This window comes from Ginsengibacter sp. (genome assembly GCF_057362405.1).
Map to the genome: position 1 here is coordinate 19,578 of NZ_JBMQQG010000094.1, position 14,412 is coordinate 33,989.

Consider the following 14,412-nt stretch of genomic DNA (forward strand, 5'->3'; position numbering starts at 1 on the left):
TCATTTTTTAACACTTCTTCATACGTAATCGTTAATAATTTAGCAGCACTACAATGATACATTTTCAATACGCTCCATACCTTCTGTCGCTTGCAGCAATTCCCGTAATGGTTTTGTTGTACCTGTTATTGATGCGATGGAAAATGAAAGCTAATAAAAAAATTGGCGATCCCGTACTTGTTGAACAACTGACCAAAGGATTTTCTCCAAAAAAATTTAAACTGAAACTTGTTTTTTTTATAGTTGGTTTTGCCTTGTGCGGCTTTGCAGTGGCAGGATTAGTGGAACCGGATGGAACCCAAAAGATCAACCGCAAGGGCATTGATATTATGATAGCCCTTGACGTTAGTAAAAGTATGCTGGCACAGGACATACAACCTTCGAGACTGGAACGTGCCAAGCAGGTGATATCAAAAATCATTGACAATTCACCGGAAGATAAAATAGGGTTGGTAATTTTTGCCGGCAGGGCTTATCTTCAAATGCCCATGACCGTGGACCACGAAGCCGCCAAAATGTACCTGGCAACTGCATCACCCGATGACGTTCCTACACAAGGCACAGTAATAAGTGATGCTTTGAAAATGTGTTACGGGGCTTTCAATCCAAAAGAAAAAACATATAAGACTATTATTTTAATCAGCGATGGAGAAGACCACGATGATGATGCGTTAAAGATTGCCAAACAATTGGGGAAAGAAGGCATTATGCTAAATACAATTGGTATAGGTTCTCCACAGGGTGCCCCTATTATGGACCCTGCCACCAATAGCTATAAAGTTGATGATAAAGGTAATACGGTCATTACTAAACTAAACCAGGATGAGTTAAGCAACCTGGCTAAAAACGGTAACGGCTTATATCAATTATATTCAACTACAAACGAAGTGGCTGACAATATTAAAAAACAACTATCCGGAATAGGCAAAGAAGCTACCATAAGCGATAGCTCCTATAAAGCCTTCAAACAATATTTTCAATATTTTTTAGCCGTAGCTTTAATTTTATTGATAATAGAATTTTTCATTTCAGAAAGAAAGAGATTGAATAAAAAAATTGCAGCTACCCTTATAATCTTCTTTTTCATAAACAACACCACGTTTGCCCAAAACGCAAAAAATGAAATTATAAAAGGCAATGAGGCTTATAAAAAGAATAATTACAACGCGGCCGAGGATTCATATCGTGACGCACTTAAAATTGCAGACAATAATCCGACCGCCTCTTTCAATTTGGGAAATACACTGTATAGAAAAGATAACACTGATGAAGCCGTGGAAGCTTTTGATAATACGATAAAGAACAGCAGCGATAACGTAACAAAAGAGAACGCTTACTACAATAAAGGCGTGGCATATCAGAAAGCAAAAAAACTTCCCGAATGTATTGATGCATATAAAAATGCTTTAATGTTGAATCCTAATGATGAGGATGCCCGGCAAAACCTGGAACGTGCGTTAAAACTACAAAAGCAACAACAGCAACAGCAGCAGCAGCAAAATCAGAAAGACAAAAAGCAGCAACCGAAACCTGACCAAAAGAAACAAGACCAACAAAATAAACAGGATCAGCAAAAACAAAATGATCAACCCAAACCAAGACCGTCAAAGTTGTCAAAACAAGACGCAGAAGAAAAATTGAAATCCTTACTTGAAAATGAAAAGCAGCTGCAGGATAAATTACATAAAATAAAAGGAGCCGCAGCCCTAGATAAACCTGAAAAAGACTGGTAAAATCCTGACCCTCATTAGTCGTATTTTTGTAAATCATAAATTGATATTGTATGGACCTATACGCAGAATCCTTAATTGAATATAAAAGATTGGCAACACTTGAGGTAAAAGTGGGTGACCTGCTACTGGGAAATTTCAATCCTATCCGCATACAAACCATGACTACAACAGATACGATGAATACCATAGCAACCGTAGAACAAAGTATCCGTTGCATTGAAGCGGGAGCAGAACTGGTACGCATTACAGCGCCATCAAAAAAAGACGCCGAGAACTTACTCAATATAAAAAACGAATTAAGAAAGCGAGGGTACACTACACCGTTAGTTGCAGATATTCACTTTACCCCTAACGCAGCTGAGATTGCCGCACGCATTGTAGAAAAAGTAAGAGTGAACCCCGGAAATTACGTTGACAAGAAAAAGTTTGAATTAATAGAATATTCTGATGCAGATTACCATGAAGAAATTGAACGTATAAGAAATCGTTTTACCCCTTTGGTAAAAATTTGTAAAGAATATGGGACTGCTATGCGAATCGGCACCAATCATGGTTCATTAAGCGACCGGATTATGAGCCGTTATGGTGATACGCCAATTGGAATGGTTGAAAGCGCCATGGAATTTTTGCGCATTGCGGAAAGTGAAAATTATTACAATATTGTACTTAGCATGAAAAGCAGCAACCCGCAGGTGATGGTACAGGCGTATAGGCTACTTATTGAAAATATGCATGGCGAATTAGGACATTGCTACCCTTTACATCTTGGCGTTACAGAAGCCGGTGATGGAGAAGATGGAAGAATAAAATCTGCTATTGGAATCGGCACTTTACTCGAAGATGGCATAGGTGATACCATTCGTGTTTCTCTCACAGAAGACCCCGAATTTGAAATTCCTGTTTGCAGGGATATTGTAAAAAGATATGTTGATGTAAAGAGTGCTGCAGTGCCGCCGATAGAGAAATCGTCATTAGCCATTCTAAATACAAATTCAAAACGGGCGTCCTTCGAAGTGCAAAATATTGGTGGAAAACACATGCCTGTTGTTATTGCAGATTTCAGCAAAAAAAATAAAGTAACGCCGGAAGACCTTGAAGAAATTGGCTACCAGTATGATGCCGGCACTGATAAGTGGAATATTGGTGACATGGCAGCCGATTATATATTTTGCGCAAACAATAATATAGATTTTGCATTACCTGGAACGCTAAGAGTAATTAACAATTATGATGCCTGGCAACAATCCACAAACAAAGAAAAATGTGTTCCCATTTTTGATGAACAAAAATATTTGAATAACACAATCATAAAATCACAAAGCATAAATTTTGTTATGTTGGATTGTTATTCAGAAGGATATCCTTCTTTTAATAAAAATAATTTTCTCGAAAAGATTAAACAGGATACTACGGCAGTTCTTTGTTTAAGTTCAACCAATAAAAATGCCATGCAAAGCATTAGAAGAATGCTGATTGAATTGAATGAAAATGATATCAAAAATCCGGTAATCTTTATATGCAACAGCAATGATAATACAATGGATGAAAACCTTATTCACTATGCAATTGAAACAGGCGCACTATTTATTGACGGCTTTGGAAATGGGATTTGCTTAGGTTATCACTATGGAGACAAGAATAAAGTTGCTGATTATAAAACAATGAACTCCATTGCCTTTGGCATATTACAGGCAACACGAACGAGAATTTCAAAAACAGAATACATCAGTTGTCCGAGTTGTGGCAGAACATTGTTCGATCTCCAGGAAACAACCGCTAAAATAAGGGCAGTTACTAGTCACTTAAAAGGAGTGAAGATTGCGATAATGGGTTGTATTGTAAATGGACCGGGAGAAATGGCAGATGCTGATTTTGGTTATGTCGGCAGCGGTCCCGGTAAGATAACTTTGTATAAGGGCAAAGAGGTTATCAAGCGTTCTGTGCCTGAAGATATTGCTGTTGAAGAACTCATCAATTTATTAAAAGAAAGTGAAGCGTGGGTAGAACCAGCTTTAATTGTTGCATGAAAGAAAGTGGATTCATGCTGGCTCAAAAAAATTAGTTAGCCCAATTAATTGCCACGGCCTTTAGGCCGTGGTCGCTTTGATACGTTGCTTGGCTCTAGCCACAATAATTCTCTTATCTTAAAATTTGGTGCTGAATTTTTCCTGTTCGAATGGCATTGAATTTTTGGCTGAAGCCGACTGTCGTCCTGCTTATCCCACGGCCTGAAGGCCGTGGCAAATGGGTTGTAGATTTTATTTCATCATTTAACATAAAAATTGAAATGCCTATTCCTAAAACCTCCTAAAATTTCAAAAATCAGGAGGTTTTATTTTTTGCATCAATAAACAACTTAAAATTGTAAAATGAAAACAGACTTCTTAGTAATTGGTAGCGGAATTGCAGGCCTCACCTATGCACTCAAAGTTGCACAGGACTGCCCTGGTAAAAGCATTACGGTTCTTACCAAAACTTTCAGCGATGAAACTAATACAAAGTATGCGCAGGGCGGCGTTGCGGGTGTTACAGATTTTGATAATGATAGTTTTGAAAAACACATAGAAGATACACTTATAGCCGGCGATGGCTTATGCGATCCGGGAATTGTTGAGATAGTTGTGAAAGAAGGAGTGGAAAGGATAAAAGAAATAATCAGCTGGGGTGCCCATTTCGACAAAGAACATTCGGGCGAATATGCGCTGGGAAAAGAAGGTGGCCATAGTGAATTTCGGATACTGCATCATAAAGATGTTACCGGCAAAGAAATAGAAGATACGTTACTGAGAGCGATTGCCACGAAACCCAATATCAAATTAATAAACCATTGCTTCGTAGTTGACATTATCACACAGCATCATCTCGGTTATTTGGTTACAAAATCAACTCCCGATATTGAATGCTTTGGTGTGTACGTACTCAACATGCAAACAAATGAAATTGAAAAAATTATTTCTAAAACAACCTTGCTTGCTTCAGGCGGAAACGGCCAGGTTTATCGCACTACCACTAACCCTTCTATTGCTACCGGTGATGGAGTTGCTATGTTATACAGGGCCAAAGGAAGAATAGAGAATATGGAATTTATCCAGTTTCATCCAACCGCATTATATGAAGCAGGTATAAGTGGCCAGGCATTCTTAATTACAGAAGCTGTACGCGGCGATGGAGCCATTTTACGAAATCATAAAGGCGAAGCGTTTATGGAAAAGTATGATGAAAGAAAAGATCTTGCGCCACGTGATATAGTTGCCAGGGCTATCGATAATGAAATGAAGATTAATGGTACAGAACATGTCTTTTTAGATTGTACCAAAATGGACATGGAAAAATTTGTGCATCACTTTCCTAACATAACGGATAAGTGTTTATCAGTGGGAATAGATGTTTCCAAACAATATATTCCTGTGGCGCCTGCGGCACATTATAGTTGCGGTGGCATAAAAACCGATGAATGGGGACGATCATCCATAAGAAATTTATATGCCTGCGGAGAATGTGCCAGTACAGGGCTTCATGGGGCCAACAGGCTTGCAAGTAATTCGTTACTGGAAGCAATGGTGTTTGCACACAGGTGCTATTTAAATGCCGTTGAAAAAATAGATACGCTGGAATTTAATGAAGCCATCCCTGACTGGAATGCTAAAGGAACAACAGCACCAAAAGAAATGATCCTCATAACACAAAGCCTTAAAGAATTGCAGTTGCTCATGACAGATTATGTTGGAATTGTTCGTACTAACGTAAGGCTTGAGAGAGCGATGAAGAGACTTGATTTATTGCACGAAGAAACAGAACAGTTTTATGAAACAACTTTTGTATCGCCGCAACTTTGCGAGTTGCGAAACCTGATAACTGTTGGCTACTTAATTGTGAAGGAGGCACAGCTTCGGCATGAAAGCAGGGGCCTTCACTTCAATACCGACTTTCCTGGTAAAAATGAAATTGTGCAGAATATAGTTTTATAGTGTTGAATGCAGTCTGTCCTTTGTAACATCTTTCCACGAGGTACAGCCTGCAAGTCCCAATGTTAAATCGATATCGGCAAGCAAATTAGCAACCACTTCCGTAACGCCGTGTTCGCCTCCGAGCGCCAAACCATAGGCATAAGGCCGCCCGAGCAACACTGCCTTTGCGCCTAATGCCATCGCTTTAAAAACATCGGCTCCTCTGCGGATCCCACTATCAAATAATATCGTTGTCTTATTGGCAACTTCCTCCGCTATACCTGCAAGTGTATCTATTGCGCCGATCGCACCATCCAATTGACGGCCGCCGTGGTTCGACACTACAATTCCGTCTGCACCATTATCAATTGCTTTCTTTGCATCATCCGGATGTTGGATACCTTTAACAATCACTGGCAGTTTGGTACATTCTCTTATAACGGAAACATCTTCCCACGTAGACGAAGGATTGGAAAAACAATTTGCGAAGTGCATCATTGTTTGCATTTTATCTTTAGCCGGATCACCAACTTCGGCAAGAAAAACAGGATCGGTAAAATAGTTGGCGAGTCCTTCATTGTATAAAAATGGCAGATAGGCATTCTTAATATCACGCTCACGCCACGCAAATAATCTTGTGTCAAGGGTAACAACAATAGCCGTATAGCCAGCCCTTTCAGCACGACCAATTATGCTCCTGGTGAAATCATTATTACGTCCCCAATAAAGCTGAAACCAGTGCGGATGATCATCATGTACTTTTCCGATCTCTTCAATCGTTTTAGACGATACCGTACTAACTATTTGGGGTACCCGCAGATTTTTTGCCGCACGGGCAACGGCTAATTCCGCTTCAGGATGCGCAATCGACAAGACACCAACAGGAGCCAGTAAAAGCGGCGTCGGCAATGAGATTCCAAATAATTCAATAGCAATATTTCGTTGCGATACATCGCCCATCATTCGGGGAATAATCTGCCAATGGTTAAAAGCTTCCTTATTGTTGGAGGTCGTTATTTCTGACCCGGCACTTCCCGCGATGTAACCAAAAGCCTCCGGTTCCATGACTTCAGAAGCTTTTTGTTCAAGCTCTTCAAACGATATTGGCAATGGAGGTTTTATGTTTTGAGTTCCCTTGAAATAGATCTCCAACTGGTACTGCATTGCCCCGGACAGTTGAGAAAATGTGTCTGTGTTCATGAATCGCATTATTTGACGCTTGTTTTTCTCCTTTCATGTATGCGTTCCCGTAAGTTATGAAAAAATAACTGGCGGTCCCGTTCGCTTATCTCACTTATAAGCATCGATTTTCTGAGTAATATTTTAAGTGTTTCAAAGGTATAATTAATAAATTCTTTGTTATTGGTCATTATATAATTTATCACATTATGATTCAGGAAAACCATTCTTTCTCCGTCCAGCTCAACTGCAATAGTATTATCGCCTAAAATAAATTCATTGATATAAACACTATACTTTACTTTATTTTCCAGGTCTGGCTTGCCGGGAGGAAATTTATACCCATATTCTACTTGCTTTTCTATATGGTCCACCAATTTTTCAAGGCAATCGTAAACTGTTTCTATATCTTGCTGCGATTTGAAAATCCTGGTTTCCCTATAATAATCTATTTGCCTTATAGTAGTGTTGATGCAATCGAGGTTCCATATTTCCACCGAAGGAATTTGAAGATACAACTCAGAAATTTTTTTACCTGTGTTGTTGAAAATATCAATATAATCCTCAATTAAAAACTGGTCTTTATTAAACTTTGGATAATCCAGGTCGTAACGGCTCCAGAAATAGCATTTAAATGCTGCCAGTTCCGGAAACATAAAATGATGAAAAATAGGAATATCCTTATTTAGGTAAAACATTTGTTTTTGTTTCGACGGAATAAAATATTCCAGTTGCCGCACAATACCCTGTAAATAATTTTCAAAATCAAATGTATGACGACCAATATTTTTTCCCCAGAAAATCAATGATTCACTTTGTAAATGCAGGAAACTGTCTAACGAAATTTTATAGTGTGAAGCGAGAATTTGTATTTCATCAAACGTCAAATGCTTCTCTCCCCTAATCCGTCTATAAGCGCTGTCATTGCTCAAATTTAGTTGATCAGCAATGGCATCAACGAGTGCCAGGTGCGGTGGCAACATGCCTTTTATTTGTTTTAAAAAAGCCGTTTGTAGTTCTGCTGCATTCATGTTTGTGGAGATTGAAAACTAAATATAAATACATAATTAATCATTTGAAAGCTTAGATGCGAAAAATGCAAATATGAATTAGCAGTAAGCTGGCTTTTGCAAAAAATGCAAATCATAGTTCAGCAATCAGGCAAGATCAATTATGAATCAGGAAATAAGCTATTGATCTTTATCCCGTAAAGCAAATGTTATGAAACTGATTATTTTTTTCACTTTTTGTTTACTGATAACTTCTTCGACAATATGCCAGTCGTTTAAAAACAGCAGCGTCAGTAATGCTGAAAATGAATCAAACAAAGAGTCTGAACAATTCAATAAAACTACTAACGGCCGCGTAAACGTTTTTATATTCACAAGGGAAAGACATAAAAGAATTGACCTGCTGGCTTTTTATACATTATTGAGAGCAAGAGTAAAAAGTTTATTTCACCACAAAACATTTTATGTTGTAAATGCAAGGTCGTCTAAAGATGCTACCACAAAAGTGGAAACCATCCTCCATAAAAAAAGAAAGCTCATTAACAATCTCTGGTTCGATTCCCATGGCCATTATGGAAATCGCTACTCTTCATTTCGTATTGGTACCGACCAGTTTTATTACAAAAATATTCACGACGCTTCGTCAATTAAATATCTACAAGTCCTTGCCAGGTATTGCGATGATAAAACAAAAGTAGGCCTTGGATCCTGCTATGCAGGTGCTGACTTTTATTTTCCCGCAACAGATAGTACGCCCGCTACAAGAATGAACGGTGATTCGCTGATGATAGGACTGGGAGACATTTTTGACCAGTCAACCATTTTTGCAAGCGAAAGCTGGGTAATGGCTAAGCCGGGAATTTTCACAAACAAATTCGGCTTCGCAGGTTATCCTTTACAAAGGAGATTCAAAGACAGTGTGTATGCACCTGTTTGGCAACGCATTGGTAAATGGAGGCGATACTCAAAGAAAGAAGGGGAATTAAAAAGTATTCCAACCATTGCATTGGACAGAAAGGGCAACATCCATACGAGATACCGCGAGTATAATAATTTTTATAAATCAAGGAAAAGTATTGCAAGAGCCTTGAAAAAATTAAAGCCTGCCTTAGCAAAATTTTAATCAATTATCCATTCAAAAAAACAATATGATAGCCAAACTATTTTTAGACCTTACAGATTACCCTGCCTTCCGCCGCATTATCTGGAAACCTGTTTATGAAACAATTGCCAAAAAATTTAAAGTCGCCGACTGGCAATTTATGAACTACGGCTATGCACCACATGTTCATGAATTACCACTAACCCTGCAGCCGGAAGACGAGGTAAACAGGTATTCTATACAGTTATATCACTACCTGGTATCCATACTCGAAGTTCCGGGAAAAGAAATACTCGAAGTCGGAAGCGGGCGTGGCGGCGGAGCTAATTACATCAATAAATATCTAAAGCCGGGAAAAATTACAGGGCTGGATATTGCTCACAACGCGGTAAAACTTGCCAACGAAAAACACTCCACTGTAGGTTTAACTTTTGTACAAGGCAATGCTGAAAAACTTCCTTTTGAAGATGAAAGTTTTGATGTGGTTATTAATGTGGAATCATGTCATGCTTATGGTTCCGTTCCTGCATTTTTAAAAGAAGTAAAAAGGGTACTGCGCCCGGGAGGCTATTTTCTATGCACAGACATGCGCTCTCCAAACGGCATGAAAACCTTAACAAACAACCTGCTGGCAACCCATATGAATGTAAGGGTTGATGAAGATATTACCAGGAATGTAATAAATGCAATTGAGTTGGAAGAAGATGTAAAACAAAAAAGAATTTCGGATAACATTCCAAAATGGATCGCAAAACCTTTTAAGGAATTCGCCGGGGTAAAAGGTTCCAGGATACACGAAGATTTAAAAAATGGCTCATTGGTTTACCGGCGATTCGTTTTACAAAAGCATTTTAACCCAAACAAAATATCATGAAAAATTTATTCATCATAAAAAGTACAGACTTCCTTTTAATTCTTTTATTTGTTTCAACCCTGGCGACGGCGCAAAACAGAAGGGAAATAAGTGTTGCTTTTCTAAATACCGCATGCGCCTATCCATTCTCACAATTTGGTAAACTCGTAACGGGTATTGAACATCCCGGCATCGAGATAGGGTATAGCTTCAACTGGAAAATAAAAAGCAAGCACGACTGGTACCAGGAAATAAAACTTTCTTATTTCTACCACAGGTTTGTACAGCATGGAATTCCTTTATATACAGACATAGGATATCGTTATAAATTTTCCAAAAAGTGGGCCGCACAGGTAGCCGTAGGGGCAGGATACTTGCATTCTATTCCGGCAACGGCCAAATTAAAATTAGGAGATAACGGAGAATATAAAAACAATATAGGTATCGGCAGGTCACAGGCGATGGCAGTTGTAAACGCCGGCATCGGGTACACTTTCAAGCCAAAGGGAAAAAGACCTTTAAAGCTTTTTGCAACCTACCAGCAATTGTTACAAACACCTTTTGTAAAAGCCTATGTTCCCATACTTCCATATAATAGTATGTTAATTGGCTGCAGCATTCCTTTAATCTCACACAAAAAATAAAATAGCATGAAAAAATATATCCTTTTAATGTGTGCAGCAATCATTTCCTTCTCTTGTAAAAAAGCACAGATACAACCTACACAGGCATCGCTTGTTCCTGTTCCATGGCTTGATTCAAGTAATAAGCACCCAAAAAACGCTGCTTTAACAGCATTACTAAAAAAATATCATGACAAAGGTTTGCCTGGCATATCTCTGCTGGTGAATGATGCTAACGGTACATGGGTAGGTGCAATTGGCAAAGCCGATATTGAAAAAAATATTCCTTTTGAAGTGGGCCAGGTTTCTAAAGTGGCCAGCATCACTAAATTGTTTATCGGAACCTTAGTGTTTAAACTTATCGAAGATTCTGCAAACACCGGGCTTGGATATAATGCCCTCAATACAAAAATTGATAATTGGCTTCCATCTTCCATTACTAATAAACTACCCAATGGAAATAAAATAACGTTAGGCCAATGTATGAAACATGAAACAGGCGTTCCGGATGTAATAGAACAGGATGCCTTTTACCTCGCGGTATTAAACAATCCAAACAAAATATGGAGCCCTGAAGAACTACTGGAATTTATTTATAACAAACCGCCTGCTTTCAGTCCCGGCGATACCGCTGTTTATTCTAACACTAATACCGTTTTGGTTACTATGGTAATTGAAGCGGCCACTCATAAAGATCATAGCGCCCTATTGAAACAATATGTTTTAAACCCATTGCATCTTGCCAATACATTTTACCAGCCGCATGATGTATTACCCAACACCGTTGCACAAGGGTATTTCGATTTATATAATAACAACACTATCGTAAATGTTTCCAACCTGGTTACAGGAAGTGGCAACGGGTACGGAGGTATTTACAGCAATGTATTTGACCTTTTTACATTTGAAAAGGCTCTATTCATTCAGCAAACATTGCTTAGTCAAAAGTCTCTTGCCATGATGCAAACGTATGGCAAAAAAGACGATACTAACTATTACGGTTATGGGCTGCAAAAATCTTATATCCAGCCAAATGGTGATTATGGAATTGGGCACAAAGGCCGCGACCTGGCTTACTCAGCGAATTTATTTTATTTCCCCAACAACACAGTAACGGAATTATTTTTGATCAACTACGGCACCGATGCCAAAAGCAAGCTGCAGCAAGTATTCTATGATTTCCACGATGAACTATTGAAACTCATTTTACATTGAATATTCGAAATCGTCGGGATATGAGTAAATCTTAAACCAATTTTTCAAAAATAAAAATTAAAGAAATGAAATCAATTTTCACTTTATGGTCGCTAATGATTCTCTTAACGTACCAGTCGTTGAAAGGGCAAGGTTTCTCACCGGACCTGCAGGGTCGCTTTCAACATATTATAGATAGCTTTCAGAATAATCCTGCAAACCCCTACGTAGGCGGAATGTCGGTTGCAGTTAAAGTAGATAGACTTGCGGAGTGGCAGGGTGCCACAGGCTATGCAGCCCGTAATGTTGATGCACAAAACGATCTTTTGCCAGGCGGGACAACATTTTCAGTTTCTAATCTTTCCAGGATTTACAGTGTAACAAAAACGTTTACTGCTTCGCTGGTTCTGGAGCTGGCAAATTCAGGCGTTTTCAGTTTGGACGATCCAATCGTTAAATACCTGCCTTTAATTAGCATTGTAAATCCCGGGCTAAATACTTCTGTTACCATACGACAGTTATTGGCTCATGAAAGTGGCTATTCCGATTACACGGCGGAAATACAACTGCAGATTGCTGTCGCCTTTGATCCAAATCATATATGGACACCGTATGAAATGGTTTCGTTCGTCCATCAGATTAGTGCGCCCGGGGCAGAACGCCGCTATTCCAGCACCAATTATATTTTACTTGGCGCCATCATTGAAGCCGCAACAGGAAAGCCTGTGGAACAACAATTTCGCAAACGTTTTTTTGATCCGCTACAGCTTGGTTCTATGTATTTTGATGGAAGAGAAGCTAACGGTAACAGGGGTATACTGGTTGCGCCTCATGATAACATCGGCGCATTCGATCCAATATTTCAGTTCACAGGACAACCAACTTTCCCTGACGCCTACACGAATATTTCACGATTTCCATTGACTGGTATTGTCTCACTCGCATTTACCAGCGGAGGCATTGTTTCCAATATTGCCGATCTCGCAGAATGGGGTAATGACTTGTACAATGGCAAGGCCACCAGTGAAGGCACACTCAACACAATGCTGCAATCAATCTCTTCGACACCTGATGAAGACGGTGACCGGCTTGGATACGGAATAATTCTTTCCAATAAAATAAGCGGGAACTATGATTTTATTGGCCATGATGGAAACGCCCCGGGTTATCGTTCTATTTTGTTTTATCAGCCACAAAAAAAATTGACGCTTGCACTTATGACAAATTATCACGGTGCCAATCTTTACGATGTAGCGAAAAAACTTTATGAAGCACTGCCGGATTATTTGTGCGGCAATAATGATAAGGAGGAACAAAAGATCCAATTATGTTTCAAAGGAAACACGCTATGCGTATCGAAGTCCTCAGCAGAAAACTTTATCAGCAGAGGCGCATACCTCGGATCATGCCTGCAATCTTCGCAAGTAAAAAATGATGCAGCAATGCCCGATGATGATAATTCAATCAGAACATTCCCCAACCCTTTCACTTCTTCAACAACTATATCTTTCAAGTCAACAGTGGTCGGATTAGTGTCTTTAAAAATATATGACATGAATGGTAAGCTGGTTGCCAACATATATAACGGAGACGCACAACCTAAAGTAGTTAATAAAGTGAATTTTGACGGAAGCAAGCTGCCACAGGGTATCTATGTAACTCGTTTGCAAACCGCCACTGGTATTACAGAACAAAAAATAATCAAGACCCGATGACAAGACTATAATGCTTGACGACAAAAATTTAAAACACAACAACCAAAAACAAATCAAAATGAAATCAATTTCTCTTTTAATGACGTTAATGATTCTCTTAACGGCTTTTAGTTTAACAGCACAAACAAGCATTGGCATTAGCGCCGGCGCTTCGTTTGCTAATGTAACCATTAAATCAGGCTTCATTTCTGCATCGCCTAAATCTAAAACCGGTATTGCGGTCGGAATTGCAGTTGATGCGCCGCTGAGCACAAATTTCAGTTTTCAGCCGGCTTTAAACTTCATTCAAAAAGGTTACAGGGTGAAAGACCAGGGCAGCAAAGAAACAGTAAACCTTAACTACCTCGAAGTGCCGTTGAATTTTGTATACAGCGCCAAAAAAAATGAGGGATTTTTTATAGGGGCCGGACCTTCACTCGCTTACGGGATTTCAGGCAAAGATAAATTTAGCGCTGATGGTATGCCTGACGATAATCAAAAAGTAAAATTTGGATCGGGCGTCGATGAAGTTAAAGCTTTTGAGTTCGGAATAAACGCACTTGCGGGTTACAGGATGCACGGCGGTTTCATGATTTCAGGAAATTACAACCTCGGCTTAAGCAAGATCAATAATGATGATGGAAGTGGTGATGGCGGTACGATTAAGAATAAATATTTTTCAATAAAGATTGGGTACTTCTTTGGTGGACATGCACATAAATAGAAGTTTATCCGCAGGCTATTTCATTTAAGATTGCCAGCATTTTATTAGTTGGCAATCTTAAAGTTTAATTTTTTCAGTGATAAATATTAAATCATGAAAACAATACTTAATGAAAAGATTTCAACCTTGAGGATGCTGGCGATCATCTTATTCATTTTTACTTTTTCTTCTTGTAAAAAAGTATCTACTCATTGCGAAGAGTGGGAAGTAACAGACGACCGCATTAGCATCAACTCTGGCAATGGGACTTGCCTGATTGATTTAGGGTGTGGCGGCAGCCGGACTCTTAGCTTAGTATTTTGCGGAGACGGTTTGAAAGATGCCAAACCAGGAAATACAGTAGTTATAAGCGA

The 14,412-nt window shown here is 39.0% G+C and carries 12 protein-coding genes; 10 read left to right on the plus strand and 2 right to left on the minus strand.

Annotated features, from left to right (window positions below):
* Positions 1 to 53: 53 nt before the first annotated feature.
* The 3 genes from ACO1O5_RS08250 (at position 54) to nadB (ending at position 5,701) form a co-directional block, all read left to right on the plus strand.
* Positions 54 to 1,733: a VWA domain-containing protein gene (locus ACO1O5_RS08250; protein WP_486269366.1), complete on the plus strand. Its 1,680-nt coding sequence runs from the start codon at positions 54 to 56 to the stop codon at positions 1,731 to 1,733.
* A 50-nt stretch (positions 1,734 to 1,783) separates the two neighbouring features.
* The gene (gene ispG / locus ACO1O5_RS08255; protein WP_486269367.1) at positions 1,784 to 3,760 is read left to right on the plus strand and encodes a (E)-4-hydroxy-3-methylbut-2-enyl-diphosphate synthase; all 1,977 of its coding nucleotides are present in this window, start codon (positions 1,784 to 1,786) and stop codon (positions 3,758 to 3,760) included.
* 342 nt (positions 3,761 to 4,102) lie between these two features.
* Complete coding sequence (nadB, locus tag ACO1O5_RS08260) at positions 4,103 to 5,701, plus strand: L-aspartate oxidase (protein WP_486269368.1); 1,599 nt, start codon at positions 4,103 to 4,105, stop codon at positions 5,699 to 5,701.
* On the opposite strand, the gene ACO1O5_RS08265 is transcribed toward nadB, so the two are convergent.
* Both ACO1O5_RS08265 and ACO1O5_RS08270 read right to left on the minus strand, forming a co-directional pair.
* The gene (locus ACO1O5_RS08265; RefSeq protein ID WP_486269369.1) at positions 5,696 to 6,880 is read right to left on the minus strand and encodes a lactate 2-monooxygenase; all 1,185 of its coding nucleotides are present in this window, start codon (positions 6,878 to 6,880) and stop codon (positions 5,696 to 5,698) included. The genes nadB and ACO1O5_RS08265 overlap by 6 nt on opposite strands.
* A gap of 8 nt (positions 6,881 to 6,888) precedes the next feature.
* Positions 6,889 to 7,890 (minus strand): hypothetical protein, encoded by a 1,002-nt coding sequence (locus ACO1O5_RS08270; RefSeq protein WP_486269370.1) that lies wholly within the window; start codon positions 7,888 to 7,890, stop codon positions 6,889 to 6,891.
* A 190-nt stretch (positions 7,891 to 8,080) separates the two neighbouring features.
* On the opposite strand from ACO1O5_RS08270, the gene ACO1O5_RS08275 reads away from it, so the two are divergent.
* The 7 genes from ACO1O5_RS08275 to ACO1O5_RS08305 all read left to right on the plus strand — a co-directional run.
* A complete protein-coding gene (locus ACO1O5_RS08275) occupies positions 8,081 to 8,992 on the plus strand; it encodes a hypothetical protein (RefSeq protein WP_486269371.1) in 912 nt (303 codons plus the stop codon).
* Positions 8,993 to 9,017: 25 nt separating this feature from the next.
* On the plus strand, positions 9,018 to 9,845 hold the full coding sequence (locus ACO1O5_RS08280) for a class I SAM-dependent methyltransferase (protein ID WP_486269372.1): 828 nt from the start codon (positions 9,018 to 9,020) through the stop codon (positions 9,843 to 9,845).
* Positions 9,842 to 10,468 (plus strand): hypothetical protein, encoded by a 627-nt coding sequence (locus ACO1O5_RS08285; RefSeq protein WP_486269373.1) that lies wholly within the window; start codon positions 9,842 to 9,844, stop codon positions 10,466 to 10,468. Before ACO1O5_RS08280 ends, ACO1O5_RS08285 begins: the two co-directional genes overlap by 4 nt.
* A gap of 6 nt (positions 10,469 to 10,474) precedes the next feature.
* The gene (locus ACO1O5_RS08290; protein ID WP_486269374.1) at positions 10,475 to 11,662 is read left to right on the plus strand and encodes a serine hydrolase domain-containing protein; all 1,188 of its coding nucleotides are present in this window, start codon (positions 10,475 to 10,477) and stop codon (positions 11,660 to 11,662) included.
* A 65-nt stretch (positions 11,663 to 11,727) separates the two neighbouring features.
* Positions 11,728 to 13,356 (plus strand): serine hydrolase domain-containing protein, encoded by a 1,629-nt coding sequence (locus tag ACO1O5_RS08295; protein ID WP_486269375.1) that lies wholly within the window; start codon positions 11,728 to 11,730, stop codon positions 13,354 to 13,356.
* A gap of 58 nt (positions 13,357 to 13,414) precedes the next feature.
* On the plus strand, positions 13,415 to 14,059 hold the full coding sequence (locus ACO1O5_RS08300; RefSeq protein ID WP_486269376.1) for a porin family protein: 645 nt from the start codon (positions 13,415 to 13,417) through the stop codon (positions 14,057 to 14,059).
* A 93-nt stretch (positions 14,060 to 14,152) separates the two neighbouring features.
* Positions 14,153 to 14,412, plus strand: a 260-nt coding sequence (locus ACO1O5_RS08305) for a hypothetical protein (RefSeq protein WP_486269377.1), incomplete at its 3' end; no start/stop codon positions are given.